Annotated in this window: 18 protein-coding genes and 3 pseudogenes; 13 read left to right on the top strand and 8 right to left on the bottom strand. The window is 70.3% G+C overall.

The window, feature by feature from the left end; all coding sequences use genetic code 11:
• Positions 1-390 precede the first annotated feature (390 nt).
• Together ALMP_RS09955 and ALMP_RS09960 are read left to right on the top strand one after the other, a co-directional pair.
• The gene (locus ALMP_RS09955; protein WP_264925967.1) at positions 391-3,024 is read left to right on the top strand and encodes a CocE/NonD family hydrolase; all 2,634 of its coding nucleotides are present in this window, start codon (positions 391-393) and stop codon (positions 3,022-3,024) included.
• Complete coding sequence (locus ALMP_RS09960) at positions 3,021-3,902, top strand: ABC transporter permease (protein WP_264925969.1); 882 nt, start codon at positions 3,021-3,023, stop codon at positions 3,900-3,902. Before ALMP_RS09955 ends, ALMP_RS09960 begins: the two co-directional genes overlap by 4 nt.
• A gap of 137 nt (positions 3,903-4,039) precedes the next feature.
• Here the strand turns inward: ALMP_RS09960 and ALMP_RS09965 are convergent, their stop codons facing one another.
• Positions 4,040-5,239 (bottom strand): S8 family peptidase, encoded by a 1,200-nt coding sequence (locus ALMP_RS09965; RefSeq protein ID WP_264925971.1) that lies wholly within the window; start codon positions 5,237-5,239, stop codon positions 4,040-4,042.
• Positions 5,240-5,944: 705 nt separating this feature from the next.
• Between ALMP_RS09965 and ALMP_RS09970 the strand changes: the two genes are divergently transcribed.
• Entirely contained in the window at positions 5,945-6,280 is a 336-nt protein-coding gene (locus ALMP_RS09970; protein ID WP_264925973.1) for a hypothetical protein, read from the top strand.
• Positions 6,281-6,511: 231 nt separating this feature from the next.
• Positions 6,512-7,277: pseudogene (locus ALMP_RS09975) on the top strand (N-acetylmuramoyl-L-alanine amidase); the annotation flags it as partial.
• A 49-nt stretch (positions 7,278-7,326) separates the two neighbouring features.
• Here the strand turns inward: ALMP_RS09975 and ALMP_RS09980 are convergent.
• Positions 7,327-8,067 (bottom strand): GntR family transcriptional regulator, encoded by a 741-nt coding sequence (locus ALMP_RS09980; protein ID WP_264925976.1) that lies wholly within the window; start codon positions 8,065-8,067, stop codon positions 7,327-7,329.
• 212 nt (positions 8,068-8,279) lie between these two features.
• Between ALMP_RS09980 and ALMP_RS09985 the strand changes: the two genes are divergently transcribed.
• Genes ALMP_RS09985 through ALMP_RS10005 form a run of 5 tightly spaced genes read left to right on the top strand, consistent with a single transcriptional unit; the run spans position 8,280 to position 13,743 of the window.
• Positions 8,280-9,437 carry an ABC transporter substrate-binding protein gene (locus ALMP_RS09985; RefSeq protein ID WP_264925978.1) on the top strand — a complete coding sequence of 386 codons (1,158 nt, stop codon included), beginning with the start codon at positions 8,280-8,282 and terminating at the stop codon, positions 9,435-9,437.
• Positions 9,434-10,330, top strand: a complete 897-nt coding sequence (locus ALMP_RS09990; protein ID WP_264925980.1) for an ABC transporter permease subunit — start codon at positions 9,434-9,436, stop codon at positions 10,328-10,330. Before ALMP_RS09985 ends, ALMP_RS09990 begins: the two co-directional genes overlap by 4 nt.
• The gene (locus ALMP_RS09995; RefSeq protein WP_264925982.1) at positions 10,318-11,133 is read left to right on the top strand and encodes an ABC transporter permease; all 816 of its coding nucleotides are present in this window, start codon (positions 10,318-10,320) and stop codon (positions 11,131-11,133) included. The genes ALMP_RS09990 and ALMP_RS09995 overlap by 13 nt, the downstream gene beginning before the upstream one ends.
• Positions 11,134-11,135: 2 nt before the next feature.
• Positions 11,136-12,224, top strand: a complete 1,089-nt coding sequence (locus tag ALMP_RS10000) for an ABC transporter ATP-binding protein (protein WP_264925985.1) — start codon at positions 11,136-11,138, stop codon at positions 12,222-12,224.
• Positions 12,225-12,279: 55 nt separating this feature from the next.
• On the top strand, positions 12,280-13,743 hold the full coding sequence (locus ALMP_RS10005; protein WP_264925988.1) for an HAD-IA family hydrolase: 1,464 nt from the start codon (positions 12,280-12,282) through the stop codon (positions 13,741-13,743).
• 16 nt (positions 13,744-13,759) lie between these two features.
• Here ALMP_RS10005 and ALMP_RS10010 read toward each other — a convergent pair whose 3' ends face one another.
• Both ALMP_RS10010 and ALMP_RS10015 read right to left on the bottom strand, forming a co-directional pair.
• Positions 13,760-13,966, bottom strand: coding sequence for a hypothetical protein (locus ALMP_RS10010; RefSeq protein WP_264925990.1), 207 nt, complete (start codon positions 13,964-13,966; stop codon positions 13,760-13,762).
• A gap of 87 nt (positions 13,967-14,053) precedes the next feature.
• Positions 14,054-14,287 (bottom strand): annotated as a pseudogene (locus ALMP_RS10015) (fluoride efflux transporter FluC); the annotation flags it as partial.
• A 1,091-nt stretch (positions 14,288-15,378) separates the two neighbouring features.
• On the opposite strand from ALMP_RS10015, the gene ALMP_RS10025 reads away from it, so the two are divergent.
• The 4 genes and pseudogenes from ALMP_RS10025 to ALMP_RS10040 form a co-directional block, all read left to right on the top strand.
• Positions 15,379-15,702: a hypothetical protein gene (locus ALMP_RS10025; protein ID WP_264925992.1), complete on the top strand. Its 324-nt coding sequence runs from the start codon at positions 15,379-15,381 to the stop codon at positions 15,700-15,702.
• A 722-nt stretch (positions 15,703-16,424) separates the two neighbouring features.
• Positions 16,425-16,643 (top strand): hypothetical protein, encoded by a 219-nt coding sequence (locus tag ALMP_RS10030; protein WP_264925994.1) that lies wholly within the window; start codon positions 16,425-16,427, stop codon positions 16,641-16,643.
• A 732-nt stretch (positions 16,644-17,375) separates the two neighbouring features.
• Complete coding sequence (locus ALMP_RS10035; protein ID WP_264925996.1) at positions 17,376-18,167, top strand: LPXTG cell wall anchor domain-containing protein; 792 nt, start codon at positions 17,376-17,378, stop codon at positions 18,165-18,167.
• 248 nt (positions 18,168-18,415) lie between these two features.
• Positions 18,416-19,639, top strand: a pseudogene (locus ALMP_RS10040) (glycoside hydrolase family 26 protein); the annotation flags it as partial.
• 29 nt (positions 19,640-19,668) lie between these two features.
• On the opposite strand, the gene ALMP_RS10045 reads toward ALMP_RS10040, so the two are convergent.
• The 4 genes from ALMP_RS10045 to ALMP_RS10060 are packed head-to-tail and all read right to left on the bottom strand — an operon-like array spanning position 19,669 to position 23,358.
• Positions 19,669-20,811 (bottom strand): GNAT family N-acetyltransferase, encoded by a 1,143-nt coding sequence (locus ALMP_RS10045; protein WP_264925998.1) that lies wholly within the window; start codon positions 20,809-20,811, stop codon positions 19,669-19,671.
• Positions 20,808-21,497: a lipopolysaccharide biosynthesis protein gene (locus ALMP_RS10050; protein WP_375803465.1), complete on the bottom strand. Its 690-nt coding sequence runs from the start codon at positions 21,495-21,497 to the stop codon at positions 20,808-20,810. Before ALMP_RS10050 ends, ALMP_RS10045 begins: the two co-directional genes overlap by 4 nt.
• 7 nt (positions 21,498-21,504) lie before the next feature.
• Positions 21,505-22,659 carry a glycosyltransferase gene (locus ALMP_RS10055; protein ID WP_264926085.1) on the bottom strand — a complete coding sequence of 385 codons (1,155 nt, stop codon included), beginning with the start codon at positions 22,657-22,659 and terminating at the stop codon, positions 21,505-21,507.
• An 18-nt stretch (positions 22,660-22,677) separates the two neighbouring features.
• Complete coding sequence (locus ALMP_RS10060) at positions 22,678-23,358, bottom strand: polysaccharide deacetylase family protein (RefSeq protein ID WP_264926001.1); 681 nt, start codon at positions 23,356-23,358, stop codon at positions 22,678-22,680.
• Positions 23,359-23,400 lie beyond the last annotated feature (42 nt).

The raw sequence follows: 23,400 nt of genomic DNA on the forward strand, positions 1-23,400 counted from the left end.
GACAAACTCCCGTTCCCCTCGACCAGAAGTCCATCGCACGCCCCGGCCGCCGACACCGAAGCTCACCCATGCTCACGAAAGCGCACTCGTACATGGTCAAGCGGCAGCAGTTCCGCACCCCCTGACGGCGCGCTCACCCTTGGGGAAGAGCGGGGCGCCGCCCTGTCCACCGAGCGCCGGCCTCCTTGAGTCGGCGTGCTTCAGACCCTGTAGCAGGCGCCGTCCACCAGCAGCATGTCACCCGCCGGCTGGTGTCGATCCCGGAGGACGCGCGAGCCTGACGTACCGCGTCCGCGGTACACGACCACGGCCCCGTACGCCCCGGGGAGGTCGGGCAGCTCGGTCTCCGGTCGACATCTTCACGACAGGTTGACCCCGTACCGTTGACGCATGGATCTTCGACTGCCCGGACTGCGGCGGCCGCGACGGATCATGGCCGCCGTGGCCGCCGTCGCCGTGCTCGCCGGCGCGGGGACATGGACGGCCGTCGCCTCCGACGACCCGGCCCCGGTGCGCCGCGCCGACCGGGTCGTGGCCGTGGACGGGGTGCGCCTGGACACCTCGTACTTCACCTCCGGCTCGGACGGCCGCCGCCCCGCCGTCCTCCTGGCCCACGGCTTCGGCGGCTCCAAGATCGACGTCCGGCAACAGGCCGAGGACCTGGCCCGCGACGGATACGCGGTGCTGACCTGGTCGGCGCGCGGCTTCGGCAGGTCGACCGGGAAGATCGGAATCAACGACCCGAAGGGCGAGGTCGCCGACGTCTCGCAGCTCATCGACTGGCTGGCGAAGCAGCCCCAGGTCCAGCTGGACAAGGCGGGCGACCCGCGCGTGGGCATGGCCGGCGCCTCCTACGGCGGCGCCATCTCCCTGCTCGGCGCGGGCTACGACGACCGGGTCGACGCCATCGCCCCGGCGATCACGTACTGGAACCTCGCGGACGCCCTCTTCCCCGACGGCGTCTTCAAGAAGCTGTGGACCGGCATCTTCTTCAACACCGGTGGCGGCTGCGCCAGGTTCGAGCCCACGCTGTGCGCGATGTACGAGCGGGTCGCCGCGTCCGGCACACCCGACGCCGCCGCCCGCGAGCTGCTGGAAGAGCGCTCGCCGTCCGCCGTCGCCGACCGCATCAAGGTGCCCACCCTGCTCGTGCAGGGCCAGAGCGACTCCCTCTTCACCCTCGCCCAGTCCGACGCGGCCGAGAAGGCGATCCGCGCCAACGGCGCCCCCGTCGACGTCGACTGGATCGCGGGCGGCCACGACGGCGGCGACATGGAGACCGACCGTGTGCAGGCCCGCGTGACCTCCTGGTTCGACCGCTACCTCAAGGACGACAAGGCCGACACCGGGCCGGCCTTCCGGGTCACCCGCATCGGAGGCGTCGACTCCACCGACGGCGCCGCCCAACTGCGCGGCGCGAGCGACGACACCTACCCGGGCCTGGACAGCGGCGACCGCTCGATCGCCCTGACCGGCCGCGAACAGACCGTCACCAACCCGCCAGGCGCCACCCCGCCCGCCGTCTCCGCCCTGCCCGGCCTCGGCGGCGCCGGCGGCCTCGCCCAGCTGTCCTCCCTCGGCGTCGGCGTCTCCCTCGACTTCCCCGGCCAGTTCGCCGCGTTCCAGTCGGCGCCGGTCACCGACGACCTGCGGATCACCGGCTCCCCGACCGCCACCGTCCACGTGAAGTCGACGAGCGACGACGCCGTCCTCTTCGGCAAGGTCTACGACGTCGGCCCGGACGGCACCCAGCAGGTGCTGCCCTCCCAACTCGTCGCCCCGATCCGCGTCGAGGGCGCCAAGGCCGGCAAGGACGTGACGATCACCCTCCCGGCGATCGACCACGAGGTCGACGAGGGTCACCGCCTGCGACTGGTCCTCGCCTCCACCGACCTCGGCTACGCCTCCCCGGCCGCCCCGGCGACGTACACCGTCTCCCTCAAGGGCGACCTGACGGTGCCCACCGCCCCCGGCGTGAGCACCGCGGCCGCGCCGCTGCCGTCCTGGGTGTGGTGGCTGCCCCTCACCGGCGCGCTGATCGCCCTGGCCCTGCTGGCCACGGCCCGCCGCCGCATCGCCACGCCCGCCCCCGACCCGGCACTGGCCGACGTCCCGCTCCAGATCACCGACCTGAGCAAGCGGTACGCCAGGTCCGCCGACCGGTACGCCGTCAAGGAACTCTCCTTCCGCGTGGAGAAGGGTCAGGTACTGGGCCTCCTCGGCCCGAACGGCGCGGGCAAGACGACGACCCTCCGCATGCTGATGGGCCTCATCAGGCCCGACGGCGGCGAGATCCGCGTCTTCGGCCACGCCATCCGCCCCGGCGCACCCGTCCTCTCCCGGGTCGGCGCCTTCGTCGAGGGCGCCGGCTTCCTGCCGCACCTCTCCGGCCGTGACAACCTGGAGCTGTACTGGCGGGCCACCGGCCGCCCGCCCGAGGACGCCCACCTCGACGAGGCGCTGGAGATCGCCGGCCTCGGCGACGCCCTCGCCCGCGCGGTGCGCACCTACTCGCAGGGCATGCGCCAGCGCCTCGCCATCGCCCAGGCCATGCTCGGCCTGCCGGACCTGCTCATCCTCGACGAGCCGACCAACGGCCTCGACCCACCCCAGATCCGCGAGATGCGCGAGGTGATGATCCGGTACGCGGCCGGCGGCCGCACGGTGATCGTCTCCAGCCACCTGCTGGCGGAGGTCGAGCAGTCCTGCACCCACCTCGTGGTCATGGACCGCGGCCGGCTGGTGCAGGCGGGCCCGGTCGGCGAGATCGTCGGCTCCGGTGACACCCTCCTCGTCGGCACCGCCACACCGGTGGAGGAGCCGGTCGCCGAGAAGGTGGCCGCGCTGCCGGGCGTCGCCTCGGCGATCCGCACCGAGGACGGCCTCCTGGTCCGCCTGGACACCGACGGCACCGCCCAACGCCTGATCGCGGACCTGATCCGGCTCGACGTGCCCGTCCAGGCGGTGGGCCCCCACCGCCGTCTGGAAGACGCCTTCCTCACCCTGATCGGAGGCTCCGCATGAGCACGCGCACCGAGCACACCGCGCACAGTGAGCCCGTCGAGACCGCCTCCGGCTACCGGCCGTCCCGCACCCTGCCGCTGCGCGTCGAGCTGGTCCGCCAGCTCAAGCGCCGCCGCACCCTGGTCATGGCCGGCATCCTCGCCGCCCTGCCGTTCGTCCTGCTCGTCGCCTTCGCGATCGGCGGCGAGCCGGGCGGCCGCAACGACCGGGTGACTCTGATGGACACGGCGACCGCCTCGGGCGCCAACTTCGCCGCGGTCAACCTGTTCGTCTCGGCCGGCTTCCTGCTGGTGATCCCGGTCGCCCTGTTCTGCGGGGACACGGTGGCCTCGGAGGCAGGCTGGTCCTCCCTGCGCTACCTCCTCGCCGCGCCCGTGCCCCGGGCCCGGCTGCTGTGGTCCAAGCTCGTCGTCGGACTCGGCCTCAGCCTGGCCGCGATGGTCCTGCTGCCGGTCGTCGCCCTCGCCGTCGGCACCGCCGCCTACGGCTGGGGCCCGCTCCAGCTCCCCACCGGCGGCGCGCTCGACTCGGGCACCGCCGCCCAACGGCTCGTCGTGGTCGTGGCGTACATCTTCGTCTCCCAACTGGTCACCGCCGGGCTGGCGTTCTGGCTGTCGACGAAGACGGACGCCCCGCTCGGCGCGGTCGGCGGTGCGGTCGGCCTGACCATCGTCGGCAATGTCCTCGACGCCGTCACGGCCCTCGGCGACTGGCGCGACTTCCTGCCCGCGCACTGGCAGTTCGCCTGGGCCGACGCCGTTCAGCCCACCCCGGAGTGGTCCGGCATGATCCAGGGCACCGCGATCTCCGTGACGTACGCGGTGGTGCTGTTCGCCCTGGCCTTCCGCGGTTTCGCCCGCAAGGACGTGGTGTCGTAGGCCAAACGGAGGATCACACGGACGATGGAGGGATACGCGCCGTACCGGACACGACGGCTGCGCGGCGCGCTGCTCGCACGCACGCCCCGCGCCGGACCCGATGGGCCGCTGGGGCGGCCCGAACGTCCGGGACCTGGCTAGGGTACGAGTCTGAGGAGCCTGTTGGGCGAACCGGTTCCGATGTTGCTCAGGACTCCGGTCGTGGCCCCGTTGACGAGAGCGCTGTGTACGGTCGCCGGACCGGCGGTGGGGTGCGAGGTGAGGTAGATGGCCGCGGCTCCCGCGACATGGGGGGCCGCCATCGAGGTTCCGGAGAGCGTGGCCGTCGCCGTGTCGCTGGTGTGATAGCCGGCGGTGATCGACGAGCCGGGGGCGAACATGTCGAGCAGGGAACCGTAGTTGGAGAAACTTGATCTGAAGTCAACCCTGTTGCTCGACCCCACGGTGAGGGCAGAACCCACTCGGGCGGGCGAGAAGTAGGCGGCGTTCACGTTCGAGTTGCCGGCGGCCACCGCATAGGTGACACCGGAGGCGATGGAGTTCCTCACCGCGGTGTCCAGCGCCGTGCTGGCGCTGGTGCCCAGCGACATGTTGGCGACTGCGGGCCCGACGCGGCGCGAAGTGACCCAGTCGACGCCCGCAAGGACGGTGGAGAGGGTGCCGGCCCCGCTGTTGTCCAGCACCCGTACCGCCACGATATTGGTGAGTTTCGCCACGCCGTACGTACGGCCGGCGACCGTGGTGGCGACGTGGGTTCCGTGACCGTGGCCGTCGGAGGCGACGGCGTCCCGGTCGACGAAGTCGTAGCCGTACCTGGCGCGCCCGGCGATCTCCGTGTGAGTGACGCGCACTCCCGTGTCGATCACGTACACGGTCGCGGACCTGCCCGCCGAATCCGGATAGGTGTACGTCTGGCTGAGCGGAAGTCGGGCCTGGTCGATCCGGTCCAGGCCCCATGGTGGCAAGATCTGAGTTGCGTTGAGGTGGACCTTCCGGTCCTGCTCGACGAACGCGACGGCCGGGTCCTCCGCCAAACTCCTCGCCCCTGAGGCGCTGACACGGACGGCGTAGCCATTGAGTGCGGCGTCGTAGGTCCACTCCACCGTGGCGCCGTACTTGGCCGCCAGTCGTCTGCCTTCCGGCGATTCCGCCTTGAACCCGGCGGAGTTCTTCAGTACGACGATGTAGCTGTCGCGGACGGAGTCGACGGAGTCTTCGTGCAGAATCCTTTCTGCGGCCGGGCTGGCTTTGGCGGGCAGGGCGATACCGCACCCGATGGCGGCAGCCGCTGCCGCCGTGGCGATCGCCGCGGCGATCCGCCGTCGGGCGGTGAACATCCTTCGCATCATCAAGAGCCTTCCTCGGGGGACATCTGGCGTGTTCGCTGAAGCTGCTGATCATAGGATTACCAGACGATTCGTCACTGAAATGCCCCCTTGATACTTTTCACCCTGTATGATCAGTAGTCACCACGTATGGGTGAATTCTGTGCTGGGCATCTCGAGGGCCGACCCGAAAGATCGCAGGCGCACGAGGCCGACCTGGCCGATGGGCCGGCATCGATCGGCAGGCCATCGGACAAGGTTCGCCCCTCAGTCCCGGGTGCCGCCGCGGGTCAAGAAGCGCACCGACCTGGCGATCCGCACGAAGATCGAGACCGTCAGGGACAAGCACGGTGTCGTACCCGAGGTCCCGCCCCGCGGGCACGCCCGACGAACTTCGCCCGGCCTCAGCGGTTCCGGCCCCACCTTCCTTGCCGGCGATCCCGTAACTCTTCGAAAAGATGCACGACAAAATGCGTGTCGAGGTCCAGGTGGCCTTGGAACTCCCGCGCAGGCAGGCACGGAAGGTGACGAACGTCGGTCACCCGAGTGGCGGATCCGGCCATCAGCGGGGCCGCGCGCCACGTTGCAGGGCTTGGTACGAACGTGGTCACATCTTCCCCGAAAGGCGCTTAAGGAACATTTGGGCGCCACGATTGAGAGGCCGTCCGCCTAGGGCGGTCGGCCCGATTGACACCTGGAGAACCAATGCCTCATCGCATGCTCCGTTCGGCGGCCACCGTGCTGCTGGCTTCCGCACCGCTCGTCGCCGCCGCACCCGCGCAGGCCGCTCCCCAGCAGAGCTTCCCCTGCGACGTCAGCCTCAACACGGTCAGCAACAACGTGATCACCACGGTCAGCGTCGGCGTTATCTGCGACCAGGAGCGGACCGTCGGTGTGCAGATCGCCGGGGGCGACGGCACCGTGCTCGCGAGCGTCCAGAAGACCGTTGAGGCCGGTGGCCAGGAGAGCTTCACCTTCACCTTGCCCCGAACCCGGGACATCTGCGCTGCGCTGGAGACCGACGGTGCGACCACCCAGCTCGGCAACTGCTGACGGTATCCCCTCGCCGGTACCCGTCTGATGGACACGGCCGCCGCCACCCATTCCGCGATCCGCACGGTCTGGGTGGCGGCGGCCGTTGGCACGTAGTCGGGCTCGCCCCGGCATTGGTATCGACCTGGAAGCGGAGTGGGACTCCGCGGTCCACAAGGCGCTCAGCGACGAAGTCGCCCCAGCCCCAGCCGCAGCGTCTCCGGCTGCCGGACCAGCACCCCGCAGTTGAGAACCCAGTGCCCCGGCAACTCCCTCTACGCCCAACTGCCGACCATCCGCACCTGGGCCTCCGGCCCGGTGCAGGGCCTGAAGGCCACCTCGCTCAGCGGCGCGGGCCTTTCGGGCACGACGTACCACACCAAGGGCGCCATCACCGTGCGCTGGTCGGCCACCACACCGTCCTCGCTCATCAAGAAATTCCAGCTGCTGGTCGACGGCAAGACGGTCGCCACCTCCGCCGGCACCGCCCTGGCCCTGGGCAGCCACAGCGTCGCCGTGCGGGCCGTGCACCAGTCCGGCAAGACCTCGACGACCGCCGCGCTGAACGTCGTGGCGGAGACGACCGCGCCGACCTTCACCACCACCCCGAAGCTCTACCTGCGTACCGGCACCGTCAACACCACCGCCGTCCCGGTGTACGGCCCGATCACCACCAGCTCCGCCAAGACCGCCAAGTCCGGCACCGCCACCACCTGGTCGCTACCTGGGCGGGAAGTCGTACTCGAGCGGTTCCAAGGGCGCCAGCCTGACGTGGACCTTCACCGGCCGCTCCGCCGCCTGGGTGGTCTCCCGCGCCTCCACCTCCGGCCAGGCGTACGTCTACGTCGACGGCGTCAAGGTCTCGACCGTCGACCTGAAGTCGTCCACCACCCTGTACCGGCAGGCCATCTGGACCAAGACCTGGTCCAGCAGCGCCAAGCACACCGTCAAGATCGTCGTGGTGGGCACCAGCGGCCGTCCCACCATCACCACCGACGGCCTGGTCTACATCAAGTAACCCCCGACTCCGTGAGGGCGATTCCTGCGGGTCCGAAGGTGCTCCTTCGCTACTCCGCCGTGTTGCGCGCCAGCGCGTTGTTCCCGGTCGAGTTGTGCACGCTGAAGCTCACAGCGTCCGAGCGATAGCGGTCGTCCGACCACTCCACCGGGCGCCCTTCGCGCGTGGTCGTGATCCTGCGGACCCTCAGCAACGGGCTCGTACGGCGGATGCCGAGCAGTTCGGCGTCCTGGGCGCCGGCCGCGACCGCGTCGATGACGTGCTCGCCGTAGGCGAAGACCAGCCCTGTGTCGTCGTAGAGGCGCTGGGTCACGGAGGGGCAGTCGGGCTCGATCGCCTCGACGGCCGGGGAGATCCAGTCCGCGTACACCGTGCGTTCCAGCAGCACCGGTTCGCCGTCCAGGCCCCGCACGCGCAGGACACCCAACACCGGCGTTCCCTCGCGGGTTTGCAGACGTACGGCGTCCTCGGCCGTCGCCGGCCGATACTCCTGCGCGATCACCCGCCCCGTTGCCTCGCGGCCCATGGCGCGCGCCCACTGGGCGAAGCTGCGCAACTCGGCGAAGCTCTGGCTGCGGCGGCTGGCCAGTACCACGCGGCGCGCCCCCTGACGGGAGCCGATGAGGCCCTCGGCGGTGAGGGCAGCGACGGCCTGGCGTACGGTGCCGCGCGAGACGCCGTAGTGGGCCGCGAGCTCCGTCTCGGAGGGCAGCCGGCTGCCGACGGTGTACTCCTCGCGGTCGATCGCCCGCCGCAGTTCGTCGGCGATCTGCTCGTGTCGCGCCGTCATGCTTCCCCTCTGAGTCAGCCGCTGTGCACAGCGTGAGCAGCCTAGTCGAGATCCGGCGGGGGGCCGTGCCGGGTGGGAGTGCACGCAAATCTAGGTGAAAGCTTGTGCCGGAGTTCACGGACAGGACATCTACGGCGGGCCTACTTGGGGCCAACTTGTTCAGACAAGTCTCCCACGCCTTCTGATCCCTCGCGCGTCCCCCTGGAGCAGCCGTGTCCGTGTCCCTGCCGAGAACTGCCGTCCTTGGCGGCTCCCTCGCCGTCGTCGCCGCGCTCGCCCTGAGTGCCTGCGGAGCCGCCCCCGACAACGCGTCGACCACCGCCGACGGCAAGAGCGCCGCGACCGCCACCTCCGCCGCCGGCTTCGGCGGGATGGACAAGCTGGTCGCCGCGGCGAAGAAGGAGGGCACGCTGCACGCCATCGCGCTGCCCCGTGACTGGGCCAACTACGGCGCCCTCATCGACGGATTCCAGAAGAAGTACGGCATCAAGGTCGAGGTCGAGAACCCGGACGCCGCCAGCCAGGACGAGATCAACGCCGTCACTTCGCGCAAGGGCCAGGACCGGGCGCCCGATGTCCTGGACCTCGGCAGTTCCTTCGCATTGAGCGCGGCCCAGCAGGGGCTGCTCGCGCCGTACAAGGTGCAGGGCTTCGCCGACATCCCCGAGGGTCAGAAGGACGCGCAGGGCCGTTGGTACAACGACTACGGCGGCTACATCTCCATCGGCTGCGACGCCAAGCGGGTCAAGCAGTGCCCCACCACCTTCGCCGACCTGCTCAAGCCGCAGTACAAGGGGCAGGTCGCCCTCAACGGCAACCCCACCAAGTCCGGTTCGGCGTTCGCCGGCGTGTACGCGGCCTCCCTCGCGAGCGGCGGCTCCTTCGACGACATCCAGCCGGGCCTGGACTTCTTCGCCAAGCTGAAGAAGAACGGCAACTACACGCCCGTCGAGTCGACCCCGGCCACCGTCGAGAAGGGCGAGACGCCCATCAGCATCGACTGGGACTACCTCAACGCCGGGTACGCCGACGAGTTCAACTCCAAGGGGCTGGACTGGAAGGTGACGGTCCCGAGCGACGGCAAGTTCGCCCAGTACTACTCCCAGGCCATCAACAAGGACGCCCCGCACCCGGCGGCGGCCCGCCTGTGGGAGGAGTACCTCTACAGCGCCGAGGGCCAGAACCTGTGGCTCAAGGGATACGCACGCCCGGCGCTGATGGCGGCCATGGAGAAGGCCGGCACCCTCGACAAGGCCGCCGCCGCCAAACTGCCGAAGGTCTCCGGTACGCCCACCTTCCCGACCGAGGCCCAGCAGAACAAGGCCAAGACGGTCCTCGCCGCCGGCTGGGGGAAGGCCGTCTCCGGATGACCGCCACCCTGCCGAGGGCCGGTGCGGTGCCCGTCGCTTCAGTGAAGCGGCGGGGCCGCGCCCCCGGCCTGCTCGCCGTCCTTCCGCTGCTCGTCTTCACGGCGATCGCCTTCGGGCTGCCCGCCCTCGCCATGCTGAACGGCGCGTTCACCGTGAAGCACCAGGCATCCGGTGCCGCGTCCTACAGCCTGGCCAACATGACGGCCTCGCTGCGGGGGCCGTACCTGACCGCATTGCTGGGCAGCGTCAAGCTGTCCGCCGTCTCCGCCGCCATCGCCGCCACCGTCGGACTGCCGCTCGCCCAGGCCGTGGTGACCTCCCGGTTCCGCGCGCTGCGCGAGGCGGTGCTCACCGCCTCCGGAGTGCTTGCCAACTTCGGCGGTGTCCCGCTGGCCTTCGCCTTCGTCGCCACGCTCGGCAACGCGGGCGTACTGACCCGGCACCTGGGGCTGGCGGAGGCGGGCTGGGACCTGTACAGCTTCTGGGGTCTGGTGATCGTCTACCTGTACTTCCTGATCCCGCTGATGGTCCTCACCATCACCCCGGCCCTGGAGGGCTTGCGCTCCCAGTGGCGGGAAGCCGCCCACAACAACGGTGCCACCGCCCTCCAGTACTGGGTGCACGTCGCCCTGCCGGTCCTCGCGCCCTCGCTGCTCGGCGGGTTCGTCCTGCTGTTCGGCAGCGCCTTCGCCGCGTACGCCACCGCCGCCGCCATGGTGGGCAGTTCCGTCCCGCTGGTCACCCTGCAGATCGCGGACGCGCTGTCCGGGAACGTGCTGGTGGGCCAGGAGAACGTGGCGCTCGCCCTCAGTCTCGACATGGTCCTCGTCGCCGGCCTGGTCATGGCGGTGTACCTGCCCCTGCAACGGAGGAGCGCGCGATGGCTCGCCTGAATTTGTGGCGCTGGGGCGTCCTGGCCTGCACCGGCCTGTACTTCCTGGTGCCGCTGGCCGCGTCCGTCGTCTTCACCATCGATGTACCGGGCCAGGGCATCAGCTTCGACGCCTACACGCGGATCTTCTCCACCGGCGGCTTCACCTCCAGCCTGCTGCTCTCCCTGGAGCTCGCCGTCGCCACCATCCTCCTCGTCCTGCTGCTGATGGTGCCCGCCGTGGTCGCGCTCCGCCTCGGCGCGCCCCGGCTGCGGCCGGTCGTCGAGGTGGTCTGCTCCCTGCCCCTGGTCGTGCCGCCGATCGCGTTCGTCGCCGGCATCGGCACCGTCCTGAAGTGGGGGCCCGAGCACCTCTCGCGCACCCCGCTGTTCCAGACCTTCGTGGCGATCCAGAACCCGAGCTTCCCGTTCGTACTGGTCCTCGCCTACGTCGTGATGGCCCTGCCCTTCGTGTACCGGGCGCTGGACGCCGGGCTACGCGCCATCGACGTACGCACCCTCGTGGAGGCCGCCCGCAGCTGCGGGGCGAGCCGGGCGCAGGCGCTGCTCAAGGCCGTGCTGCCGAATCTGCGCGGGGCACTGCTGAACGCCTCCTTCCTCACCCTGGCGCTGGTGCTCGGGGAGTTCACCGTCGCCCAGTTGCTCGGCTTCCAGCCGTTCGCCGTGTGGATCGTGAACGTCAGCGGCTCCCAGGCCCAGCTGTCCGTCGCCGTCTCCGTGCTCAGCCTGTTCGTCACCTGGGCACTGCTCCTCGCGCTCGCCGGCGTCGGCGGGCGTACCCGAACCGCTTCCTCCCGGGGATGAACATGACCGCCACCACTGCCCAAACGCACCAGAAGGCAGCCGTCACGCATCAGGCGGCCACCGTCGAATTCCGGGACCTACGCCGGGAGTTCGGTACCACCGTCGCCCTCGACGGACTCAACTTGACCGTACGGCCGGGCGAACTGCTCGCGCTGCTCGGCCCGTCCGGCTGCGGCAAGACCACCGCCCTGCGCATGCTCGCCGGGTTCGAACACCCCGACGCCGGTGAGGTGCTGGTCGACGGCCAGGACGTCACCCGCGTCCCGGCCCACCGCCGCGACGCAGGGATGGTCTTCCAGTCCTACAGCCTCTTCCCGCATCTCAACGCCATCGACAACGTGGCCTTCGGGCTGCGCATGCGCAAGGTGCGGCCATCCGAACGACGGGACTGCGCCGCCGAGTTGCTCGACCTGGTGGGCCTCGGCGACAAGGGCGACCGCTTTCCGCACCAGCTCTCCGGCGGGCAGCAGCAGCGCGTCGCCCTCGCCCGCGCGCTCGCCGTGCGACCGCGCGTGCTGCTGCTCGACGAACCGCTGTCGGCGCTCGACGCCAAGGTGCGCCTGACCCTGCGCGAGGAGATCCGCCGCCTCCAGCAGGAACTCGGCATCACCACCCTGTTCGTCACACACGACCAGGAAGAGGCCCTGTCCATGGCCGACCGGGTCGCGGTCATGCGCGCCGGGAAACTCGAACAGTGCGCTGCCCCAGCCGAGTTGTACGGCCGCCCGGCCACCGCCTTCGTCGCCGAGTTCGTCGGCACGATGAGCCGGATCCCCGGGCGCATCCACGGCATGTCGGTCCAGGTCCTCGGCCAGCGGCTCCCAGTCGGCGGGGAGGCACCCGCGACGGCGGAGGTGGACGTGCTGGTGCGGCCGGAAGCGGTCTGTGTGGCGGCGGACGAGCGCGGTGACGCCCGTGTGGTCGCCGCTGCGTTCCTCGGCGCGGCCACCCGCCTCACCGTACGGCTCGCGGACGGCGGCGAGGTCAAGGCCGACCTGCCCACCCACGAGGCCGCCGCGCTCGGCGCCGGGTCCGCCGTACGAGTGTCGCTGCCTCAGCGGCCGGTGCTGGTGGCCGCACGCGGGCGCTGACTCCACTACCCCCACCCGCGATACGACAGCCCTCCCCCACGTGAAAGAGACAACCGTGACTCGACTCCCGCTCCAAGCCGTCCTGTTCGACATGGACGGCACGCTCGTCGACACCGAGCGGCTGTGGTGGGAGGCGGTGGAAGAGGTCGCCGGGCGGGCGCTCACCGAGGCGGACCAGCCGAAGGTGCTCGGCCGGCCGGTAGAGCACACCGCCGCGTGGCTGTCCGCGGTCACCGGTGCGCCGGCCGCGGACCTCGCCGATACGCTCCACCGGGAGTTCGCGGACCGCGTCCGCACCGGCATCGTGCCGCGCCCCGGCGCGCTCGACCTGCTCGACGCCCTGGCCCGCGAGCGCGTGCCCACCGCCCTGGTGACCGCGTCCCCCAGGGCGGTCGCCGACACCGTCCTCGACGTGCTCGGCCCGAGCCGCTTCGCCGTCACCGTCACCGCTGACGACACCGAGCACACAAAGCCCGCCCCCGACCCCTACCTCGCCGCCTGCCGCGCCCTCGCCGCCGACCCCGCCCGCTGCGTGGCCGTCGAAGACACCCAGACCGGCGTCACCTCCGCCGAGGCCGCCGGCTGCCCGGTGCTCGCGGTGCCGTCCCTGGCGCCGATCGCCACGGCGCCGGGGCGGACGGTGCTGGACAGCCTCGAAGGGGTCACCCCGGAGCGGCTGTGCGCGATGCTGCCCCGCGAGCTGCGCGTGCTGAGCTGGAACCTCTGGCTCGGCGGGACGAAGGTGGACGACCACCGGGCCAAGCAGCTCAAGGTCATCCTGGACACCGACGCCGATGTCGTGGGCCTGCAGGAAACAGGCGGCACCGCGGCCCGGGAACTCGCCGAGGCCCTCGGCTGGCACCACCACACAGCGGGCCAGAACCTCGGCATCATCAGCCGCCATCCCATCACCGGCTGCCTCGGCGACCCCGACGTCGGCTTCTACGGCGCGGCCGGCGCCCGCATCCGCATCGACGAGGCGTTTGAGGTGGACGTCTGGACCGCTCACCTGCACTACACGCCGTACGGGCCCTACGAGGCCGCCTTCGACGGCCTCCCTGCGGCCGAACTGATCGCCCACGAGGAGGTCCGGCTCGCACAGATGCGGGACACCCTGCGCAGGATCGCGCAGTCCGCCGGCGCGGACCGTGCCGTGATTCTCACCGGGGACTTCAACGCTCCTTCCCACCTGGACTGGCCGGACGTCGAATGGCCGGTGACGAAAGCCGCCGAGAAAGCCGGCCTGCGTGACTCCTACCGCGAGGCCCACCCCGACCCGGCCGCCGACCCCGGCCACACATGGTCCCCCGTCCACCCCGAACACGAGGACGGCAGCGGCCGCCCCGAACCCCAGGACCGCATCGACTACGTCCTCCACAACGGACACGGCCTGAAAGCCCTCGACTCCCGCACCGTCGTCAGCGGCACCCCGCGGGCCTGGCCTGACGTCGCCGGCAACGACTGGCCGTCGGACCACGCCGCGGTCCTCACCACGTTCGCCCTGTACCACGCGGAGTGACCAGCGGCCTGCGTCGTCATGCCTCGGGTGTAGCTGCCTTCGGACCGCGCGAGCGGCGAAGGTCGCGCACGAGCGCGACGACGGCAGCCAGAAGGATCACAGCCCCGAGCCCCACCCAGAGGGCCGATGCCCCGGCCCGGTACTCCCGAACAACGCCGACCAGCAGCATCACGCTGGTAAGGACACCGACAACGGAGATCGCTGTGCTGATGCGGTTGGCCACCGGTACATCATGAACGCTGCCGGCTCTCGCCGGGAGCCATCCGCCGCAGATGAAGGAGCGCCTACGCTCCACGCGCTGTGGGGATACTCAGCCCCACAGCGCGTCCGCGAAGGCCGCCCCGACGAAGGCCGCCCCCAGCCCCGCCGCCACACTGGCGATCACATTGGCGACGGCGTAGAACCTCGCCCCGTCCTCGGCCAGCCGAAGCGTCTCGTAGGAAAACGTCGAGTAGGTCGTCAGCGCCCCGCACAGCCCGGTGCCGAGCAGCAACTGCAGGTCGGAGGATGCGGCCCCCGCGACGACCGCTCCGCGCTTTCGGCCTCCACCCACTTGCTGTTGTGGACGCCCTCCACGCCCATCAGCGGCCCAAACTGGAGCGACCCTCGGCCGTATCGGTCCCCGCCAGCGAGGTGCCTCTCACCCAGCTCAGGAGCCTCGCCGCCACAGTCCGCCGACAACGCCTCCCGCACGGTTTCCCGCTGAGCGCCATCCCGATGACCGCCTCGCGCGGAGCCGTGCGCTACAGCGTGGCCCCGTGGACGCCCGTGCTCTCTCTTCACGCCGAGCTGGCCCAGGCGAGCAGCGAACGGAACCGTACCCATCGGGTCGTCGCCTCGGCGTCGCCCGCCTGCACAACCTCGTCCTTGCCGGGTGACGCAGAAACCAGCAGTCACCCAGCACACCAGAGATCATTTACGGGACAACCCTTAGCCCCCGACTTCTTGGTTGCTCGGCGTCGGCCGAACACCGCAGCGTAGATCCTGGTCAGTTGGTCGCATACGGGCCGGTTCCGTTCAGAGGCCGCCTTCGCCTGATTCGCCGGCGTCGCGTCGATCCCGGCCTCCTCGAGCCCGACCAACAGGCACCGGATGAACCGGGGCGGCGACCGCCGGCGGAACCGAGCGATGCACACGATCACCCTGATCAGGATGCTGCTCGGTCCTGCGCATGAAGACGTACGCCGCCCGCCGTATCGGAGAGGGCAAGAGCCCTCATGCGGCTTGACCCGGCATGACAACCTCGGTGGCCGCCAACTGTCGTGGTCGGTGGCGTGTTTGGCCTTGCCGGAGTACCACAGATCGTTGCCGTGGCCGGCGGTGATTCGGTCGCAACTCGAGGCAGCTCGGCCCGCTGCCGGGACCACGACCGAATACGCCCCACGGAGTGTGCATTCGGTCGGTGGTTCGAAATCAAAACGGTGATTGAACTCTGTTGAGCAGTCGGTGTGTCATTACTCCATTGGGTGATGGATGCGGCGTGACCTGGGAGTTCTGTCCTTCCTGTTACCTGTCCCAGAGGGCCATGTGGATGAAGTTCCGGGGGTACGGGGCTTCAAAGTGGTGCCTGCTTCGGCGTTGAGGCAATATCGGTCTCGTTCTTCCAAACGGGAAGAAACAGAACGGAGATATCAAATGCGCAAGACCATGAAGGTGGGGGCTGCGTCGACCCTCGCGGCGGTGGCTATCCTCGCGGGTTCCGCCTCGGCCGCCAGCGCCACCGAGGGCGACCACAGGTTCGGGGGCGACGAGCCGGGCATTTCCATCGTCAACGAGAACACGAACACGAACGCCAACACCAACGAGAACACCGCGACCGCCACCGCCACGGTCACCCTCCCGGCGGACGACGGCCTCGCCGCCGCCCCCGCCCCCGCTCCGGCGGGCTTCGCCGAGGGCTTTGTCGCCGGCCAGCAGGCCGGTGGCGGTGGCCTCCTTTCCGTCCTGGGCCTGCTGTAAGGCGCTGTGACACTGGGCTGAGCCCTATGGAGCCGGCTTGTGATCGCTCGAGGCCAGTTCGGCGGTCATCCGATTCTCTTGGGGGTCGTGGCCCGACCTGAAGGCGTCTTTCCCTGGCGGGCGGATGAGGTGACATCCTCATCCGCCGAGGAAGAGGCGCTCCGCTCGAGCGGCCGTAAACCTACGGCGAATGTGCGGCATCGAGCCGCGCGTCTCGCTGCTCGGCCGGTGATTCAACTGGGCAGCACACTCGTGTTGCGGGGTCTGCAGCCAGTGAAACATCTTCCCGAAAGGTATCTAAGGAACATTTAGGTGCCTAGAACTAGGGGCCGACCGCCTATGGCGGTCGGCCCCTAGTGATATCCAGGAGGACGGATGGCTCATCGTATGCTTTTCGCCACCCGGCCGTCTCAGGCCGCTCCACGGCAGACCTTCGCCCGACGGCGGCGTCCACAGGGCCGGCAATGCCCTGTCGGCCTACGTCTTGGGGCTGGAGTTCGAAGTGAACGGCGACTCAATCCGTTTCTCAGTCCGTCAGTCATTGCTCCATTGGGTGGCCGGCCGGGTGCGGTCTGCGCACTCGGTAATTAATATCAGCTGCCGTGTAGGGCCATGTGGATGAAGTTCCAGGCCCGGGGGCCTTTCAAGTTGTGTGGCCTTGCCTGTCCAGGCAATATCGGTTCTGTTCTTCCAACGGGGAAGAAACAGAACGGAGACATCAAATGCGCAAGACGATCAAGCGGGGTGCTGCGTCGACCCTCGCGGCCGTGGCTCTTCTCGCGGGTTCCGCCTCGGCTGCCAGCGCCTGTGACGAGGACAACGGGGGCGACAACGACGGCGGCATCGTCATCGTCAACGAGAACAACAACACCAACACGAACACCAACACCAACACCGCCTCGGCCACGGTCACGCTCGACCTGGGCCTCCTCGGGCTCTGAACGATGTGAGGCCTTTCGGGCCCGGGTTTTGATCGTTCGACTTCAGTTCGGCGGTCAGAGCCTTTCTCTTCGATTCCCGTGGGGGTCGTGGCCCGACCTGAAAGCGTCTTTCCCTGACGGGCGGATGAGATGACATCGTCATCCGTGGGGAGAGGCGCTTTCCATTTCCGAGTGTCCATCAACGAAGAACCACCACGCCGTAGGCGACGCACAAGGTAGCGCAGTTCGGAGGGGACATGAGTGACGTGGTCATCCTGCCACGTTGCCCGGAAACGGGGAAGGCGTCATTCCGGGCCGAGGGTGAGGCTCGTGCCTGGCTCATCAGGCAGCCACTGATCCAGAAGATTCCGGACCGGATCTATCGGTGCCCCGGCTGCCGGTACTGGCATTTCACCGGGTCCCATCATCTGACCAGTCGGAAAATCGAGTGGCGACGAAACTACGGCAGGCGTGAAGCCGCTCCCCGGCGCAGCCGCAAGAAGAGGGGCAGGAACTGACGAAAGGAGCAGTCCTTTCGTTTCTCCGTGCGTGGATCGAACCAACACAACACCACGTACAGGATCCGCAGAGCACCGGGTGGTCGGCAACTGTGGGCCGTTGACGGAAAACCAGCCGAACGGCTGCGGTACGGGCAGGCCCCGGACCCGTTCCTTCGGTTTCGGGGCCGACTTTCCCACCTATTCGAGCAGGAAGACGACCAGATTGCGACAGAACCTGAGCAGGGGAATGGTCGTGGCCGCCGCCGCGACAAGTATTTTGTCCCTGTACGGAACCCCAGCGTCCGCGGACTCGCGCTCCGAGGGGGCTTCCGGGGTATCGCCCAGCACACGGTCGGGCCACACCGCCGAGGCTCCGGCGGACACCGCCGCGAGCACCGACGGCAGCTCCACCAACGTGCGCGCCGAGGGCAACCCGTCCCTTCGGTACACCTGGACCAGCGGCCCGAACTCGCCCGGGCCGTACGGGGCTTCCCCCGACGCCGACCGGCAGCACGGCGATCAAGGCCACAGCCACGACGTCAGGCATGGCTATGACGCCGGCTACGGGGACGACAGCGGTGGTGGTGTCGGCGCCGGTAACGGCGATGACAGCGGTGGTGGTGTCGGCGCCGGCTACGGCGATGACAGCGGTGGTGGTGTCGGCGCCGGTAACGGCGATGACAGCGGCGCTGGCGATGACGGCGGCGCTGGCGATGACGGCGGCGCTGGCGATGACGGCGGCGCTGGCGATGACGGCGGCGCCGGCGATGACACCGGTGGTGGCGAAAACGCCGGCAGCAGCGACGACTTGTCCCCACTGCCCACGGAGCCGTCGGCATCATCGCCCAACACCGTTCCAGCGGGGAACAAGGCGCCCTCGTTGCCGCAGGCGGCCAGCTCCACTGCCAAGGACCGGACGCAGCCTCCCTCGCTCGCTGAGACCGGCAGTGAAGAGGAGACGCTCGTGGCTTCGGGGCTCTCCGCGCTGCTACTGGCGAGCGGCGTCATCCTGTACCGACGAGGCCGAGCCGCGTCCCTTCGGTAGACAGGCTCCACTCGGTAGCGCCCCCTCGGGTGCCGGACGCATCGTGTCCGGCACCCGGACTCGTTCTCGGCCGCGATCACGCCCGGCTCGGTCATGGCTCACCCCGCGCGGGTGGTCAGGTGACTCAGGCAGAGAACTCGGTCAGCGGTCGGCATACAGATGACTGGGTGTCTGCGGAGCGCATACGGAAAGGCAGGCGGCGGCGTACGCGCTGCGACTGCTGCCGATGAGCGGAGACAGGAGCAGCCATGGCAGCACAGCAACGACGGCACAGAAGATGGCCCACGTATGTAGCGGTCGGCATCACCGCGTCGACCGCCCTGGTGCCGGGACCGGGACCCGCCCTGAGCGCCGGCGTGGGAGAGGCCGCCAAGACGCCTGTGCCGACGGCGACGGTCACTGGCGAACCGCCCGTATCACCGGCATCTCCCGCACCGTCCGCCCCGCTTCCTGCCTATGGTGCCTACCTCCACTACTCACCGCGGGGCGTGGCCCTGACGGGGTGGCTCAGCCGGTGGCTGGGCGGCGCCGACCTGCGCGTGGGGCGTACGTATCTGCCGGGTGACCGCTGGAGCAACATTGAGGGTGCGCCCCGCTTTCTGGACTACTGGTCGGCCTGGCGTCGGGAGAGGGCCGACAGGATCCTTGTCCTCAACGTGCCCATGCTGGAACGCAATGAGGAGAGCGTCTCCGATGCCGAGGTGCGTGACCTGCTGGGCCGGGGCGCGGCGGGGGCGTTCGACGCGCACTATCGCCGCCTGGCCGAGCGGCTGGTCGAGTTGAGGGTGCCGGACACCGTGCTCGTGCTCGGCTGGGAGATGAACGGCACCACGTACACCCATCGGTGCGGGCCGGACCCGCAGGCCTGGAAGACGTACTGGGACAGGATCGTCACCACCATGCGATCCGTCGCGGGCCAGAAGTTCCGTTTCGACTTCGCGCCGAGCCGCGGGCGCGACGCCATTCCCTGGACGGAGTGCTATCCGGGGGACGACACGGTCGACATCATCGGCATGGACGCGTATGACCAGCCACAGGGAATGTCATTCGACGAGCAGGTGACAGAGCCGTACGGGCTACAGAAACACGTGGACTTCGCCAGGGAACACGGCAAACCCGTTTCGTATCCGGAGTGGGGTCTGTTCCGCAACGGCGACAACGCGGAGTACATGCGGCGCATGCTCGCCTGGATCGACCAACACAAGCCGCTGTACAACACGCTCACCGACTACTGCCCGCACGGCGTGTGGCGGTGCAGGCGGAACCCCAGGGCGGCCGAGGTGTACCGGTCCGAGCTCTTCGGCCGTACCGAGCCCGGGCCGATGCCCGTGCCCAGCCCCGTACCGCTACCGCAGCACACACCGGTGCCGCTGCCCCGCCCGGAGTGCTCATCGCTGGACCTGGGCGACTGAACCCGGTACTGGCTCGGCGGACCGCTCTGCATCCGCTTCGACCGGTGGTCCCGCATCCGGCGACCCCGACGATCCGAGGCGGCGGAGGCTCAGGTCCTGCCGCCGCCCCGTTCCTTCCACCCGCGCACCAGTTCCTTGGCCCGGCTGCGCGCGGCGACCTCGCAGAGGACCGCCGACAGCAGCGGGGCGGTGCGCCGCCGGGCCAGCAGCAAACGCTGGTTGACCACGGGATCGGGGCGCCAGTGGTGCTTGTACGGCTCGTCGCCGCGAAGCAGGCTCAATGTGCCGCGCTCACCGGTGCCGGTGTGCCGGGCGCAGGTGTCCAGCAGCATCACGGCGATGCTCGCCTTCCGCTCGCGCAGCAGCGGATGGACGCCGTACAGATAGCAGCCCGCCAGAAGCGGAGCCAGCAGCGTCAGGTCGACGGCCACCACTTCGCCGTCCAGCAGGAACTCGGTAACCGCGGCGTCGCCGGAGCGCACCAGCGGCCCAACCGCGCGCACGAGGTGCGTGGCAAACCGTTCCCGAAGATGCTCCGGCGTCACCCCGCGGCTCTGCCACTGCAACCGGTGCAGCGTGAGGAGCCGCCGCAGCGCAGCGTCCACCTCATCGGGGGACACGGTCCTGCGTGTCACGCCCATCGCCGTCAGTTTGCGCAACTGGTACCGCGCCCATCGGGCCTTCGCCCCGGGCAGCCGGGCCACCAACTCCTCCATCGATACGGCGGGCAGTTCAAGGCAGACTGAGTCGCGCACCCGGCGGCGCGGTCCTCGCCAGAGCTCGTAGACGCGCTCGACCGCGCTGCCCGGCCGTACCTCGCGGAAGTCGATCAGCGCCGTGCGGGCGGCCGCCGACAGTGCCTCGGCGAGCGCGGCCGCCGCCGGGCCGGCGTGCTCGTCGTCAAGCAGCACGTCCCCGAAGTCGGAGATGGCGCCACCCAGCGGGACGAGCCGGGGCAGCGGTTGTCCGACCCGCATCAGCGGTGCGACCGCACGGAGTTCCCCCTGTTCACCGGGGGCCCCGCCGTCGCGCACCAGCACCAGCCGCAGCCGGCCGGGCCTGCCGTACGACGTCCACCACGAGTGCAGCCAGGCGTGGCTCTGGAAGGGGGTCGCCGCACGGCACCTGCGGTACAGCCGACCCCAGGCCGGGCCCAGTGCCGCGAACTCCCGGTCGTCGGTGCACAGTTCGACCCGCAGGGTGCCACCGCGGGCCCGCAGCAGCCCGCTCACGGCTGCTCGCGCGCGTCGCCGGCGGTGGCCGGACCGGGCACGACGGCTGGGTGTGCGCTGTCGGCGGCGGCGCGCGGTCGGACCAGCAGCGCGAGGCCGCCCAGCAAGCCGCCCGCGCTCGCGCCCACCAGGCCGGTCAGCACGGGGGACGCCGAGGACGGTTCGGCGGGCTTGACGGCTCGGGAGAACTGCTGGAGTTCGACTTGCGTGGCGTTCTTGGCGTGATTGGCGTGCCGCGTCAGCGCGCGGATGACCGCATTGGCCATGTCGACGGCGAGCTCGGGGCGGGTGGCGGTGGCTGTCACGGCGACCATGGGAGCGTCCGGGGAAGTCGCCGACCGCACGCTCTCGCGCAGCGTCCTCACCGGTACGCCCGCCCACACCTGGGCGTCCCCGAGCACCGCGAGCTGCGTGGCGACCCGGCCGTACGCCTGGGCGAAACCGAGCGCTGCCTGGGGGTCCGACTTCTCGGTCGGTACGGCGACGACGTAGGCCGTGGCCGAGTACGCGGGCGCCGTGAGGGCGCCGTACGCGCCGCCGGTGACACCTCCGGCGAGGGTGCCGACCGCGAGCAGGGACCACGCCGGAAGCGTCCTCAGGCGTGGGAACACCGGACGCTTCCGGGCCGCGGGTGCCGGGTATGGCGAGGATTCCGTTGTGGAGGTCGTGGAGGTCGTGGAGGTCATGAGGTGGTCACTTTCCATGGGGACGAGGATGAGCGGAGACGGTGGCCGCGTACACGTCCATCAGCTGTGAGGTGGTGCGTGTGATGCAGTAGTGGCGGGCGGTGGGGGAGGCAGGACGGTTCGGCGGGCGAGACCGCCCGGCCTCGGTCAGGGCGCGGGTCTCGGCCAGGGCGCGGGCGAACGCGTCCGCGCCGCCCCGCACCCGGCGGGCCCCGACGGCAAGGCGGGACGGCAGGTCCTCAACGGCCGGGCAGGATGCGTAGAGCACCGGCAGTCCCGCCGCCAGGCCCTCCACGACGGCGAGCCCGAACGCCTCCTCGTGGCTCGGCGAGGCCAGTACGTCCATCGCGGAGGTCAGCGCCGGCAGATCGGGACCGGGGGAGCCGTCGGGCACGTACGGCCGCTCGCCCGTGAGCAGCACCCGGTCGGCCACTCCGGCCCGCTGGGCGGCGGCCCGCAGAAGGCTCTCCTGCGGGCCGCCGCCGACCAGCAGCAGCCAGCAGTCGGCGGGCAGTTGAGCGAGGGCGCCGATCAGGACGCCGAACCGCTTGCCCTCGGTCAGCCGGCCGATGCCGCCGATGACGTACGCGCCCTGCGGCAGCCTGAATTGGCGGCGGGTGCGTTCGCGGACGGCCGGGTCGAAGCGGAAACGGGCCACGTCGATGCCGTTGGGCACGATCCTCACGCGCGGTTCGGGTACGCCCCAGCGCCTGAGCCGGTCGGCCACCGCGGCTGAAACCGCGACCGTGACGTGGCCCAGCCGCTCGCCGGCCAGGTACAGCGCGCGCACGCCGGGGCTCAGGGCGCGGCCCTCCATCTGTGTGCCGCCGAGGGAGTGTTCGGTGGCCACCACGGCTCGCACGCCCGCCAGGCGCGCGGCGACCCTGCCGTACACGCAGGCCCGGTAGAGATGGGTGTGTACGAGGTCGTAGCGGCCGGACCGGATCAGGCGGACCAGGCGGGCCAGGGCGGACAGGTCGCGGTTACCGGTCATGCCCAGGTGGACGACGCGGACACCGTCCGCCGTCAGGCCCTCGGCGACCGGGCCTGGGTTGGTGAGCGTCACGACGTCGCAGTCGGCGGGCAGGTGGCGCAGCAGCAGCCGGAGTTGCTGTTCGGCACCGCCGACGCCGAGGCCCGTGATGATGTGCAGGGCCTTCAACTCGGGCGTCGTCAAGGGTCACACCCCCTCGACGGGGCGGCGGGGCAGCCGATGCTTGAGGTACAGCCGCCAGGCCGTGTCGTTCTCGCCGACATGGACGCGGGGGAGGGCGAAGAGGCCGGTCAGATGGCCGGGGTCGGTGGCGCAGGCATAGGCGTAGCCGGCTGCCCGTACGGCCTCGACCGCGCGGCGATGGAGCCTCCCGTACGGGTAGCAGAAGCCGTGGACGTCAGCACCGGTCACTTCGGAGAGCAGGGTTCTGCTGTCGCTCACCTCGGCCTGGAGCAGCGCGTCGTCGGCCCGGGTCAGGTCGACGTGGGTGAGGCCGTGCGAGCCGATCTCGATGCCCTCGGCGGCGGCGTGCCGGATGCCCTCCGCCGACAGCAGCGGCCTGCGCGGGCCCAGTGGATCCCAGGCATTGTCGCCGCCGAGTCTGCCCGGCAGCACGAACAGGGTGGCGCCGCAGCCGTGGCGGCGTAGCAGCGGCAGGGCGTGCACGACGAAATCGGCGTACCCGTCGTCGAAGGTCAGGCCCACCAGGCCCTGGCGCACACCCCGGGCGCGCGAGGTGAGCAACTCGCGCACGCCGACGCCACGCAGCCCTCGGCGGCGCAACCAGCGGAGCTGCCGGTCCAGGCGCCGGGGCGAGACGGTGATGCGGTACGGGTCGTGCGAACAGTCGCCCACGGAGTGGTACATCACCACCCACGGAGATGGGCCGGGGCTGCACAGGGGCCTGCC

The organism is Streptomyces sp. A012304, from assembly GCF_026008495.1.
Taxonomy (GTDB): domain Bacteria; phylum Actinomycetota; class Actinomycetes; order Streptomycetales; family Streptomycetaceae; genus Streptomyces.

Bases quoted from the DNA above. Each gene is read 5' to 3' on its own strand.
- ALMP_RS10050 (WP_375803465.1), bottom strand. From the start codon at position 21,497: ATGACCTCCACGACCTCCACGACCTCCACAACGGAATCCTCGCCATAC.
- ALMP_RS09990 (WP_264925980.1), top strand. From the start codon at position 9,434: ATGACCGCCACCCTGCCGAGGGCCGGTGCGGTGCCCGTCGCTTCAGTG.
- ALMP_RS09960 (WP_264925969.1), top strand. From the start codon at position 3,021: ATGAGCACGCGCACCGAGCACACCGCGCACAGTGAGCCCGTCGAGACC.
- ALMP_RS09995 (WP_264925982.1), top strand. From the start codon at position 10,318: ATGGCTCGCCTGAATTTGTGGCGCTGGGGCGTCCTGGCCTGCACCGGC.
- ALMP_RS10060 (WP_264926001.1), bottom strand. From the start codon at position 23,358: ATGTACCACTCCGTGGGCGACTGTTCGCACGACCCGTACCGCATCACC.
- ALMP_RS10025 (WP_264925992.1), top strand. From the start codon at position 15,379: ATGCGCAAGACCATGAAGGTGGGGGCTGCGTCGACCCTCGCGGCGGTG.
- ALMP_RS10000 (WP_264925985.1), top strand. From the start codon at position 11,136: ATGACCGCCACCACTGCCCAAACGCACCAGAAGGCAGCCGTCACGCAT.
- ALMP_RS09980 (WP_264925976.1), bottom strand. From the start codon at position 8,067: ATGACGGCGCGACACGAGCAGATCGCCGACGAACTGCGGCGGGCGATC.
- ALMP_RS10030 (WP_264925994.1), top strand. From the start codon at position 16,425: ATGCGCAAGACGATCAAGCGGGGTGCTGCGTCGACCCTCGCGGCCGTG.
- ALMP_RS09970 (WP_264925973.1), top strand. From the start codon at position 5,945: ATGCTCCGTTCGGCGGCCACCGTGCTGCTGGCTTCCGCACCGCTCGTC.
- ALMP_RS09965 (WP_264925971.1), bottom strand. From the start codon at position 5,239: ATGTTCACCGCCCGACGGCGGATCGCCGCGGCGATCGCCACGGCGGCA.
- ALMP_RS09955 (WP_264925967.1), top strand. From the start codon at position 391: ATGGATCTTCGACTGCCCGGACTGCGGCGGCCGCGACGGATCATGGCC.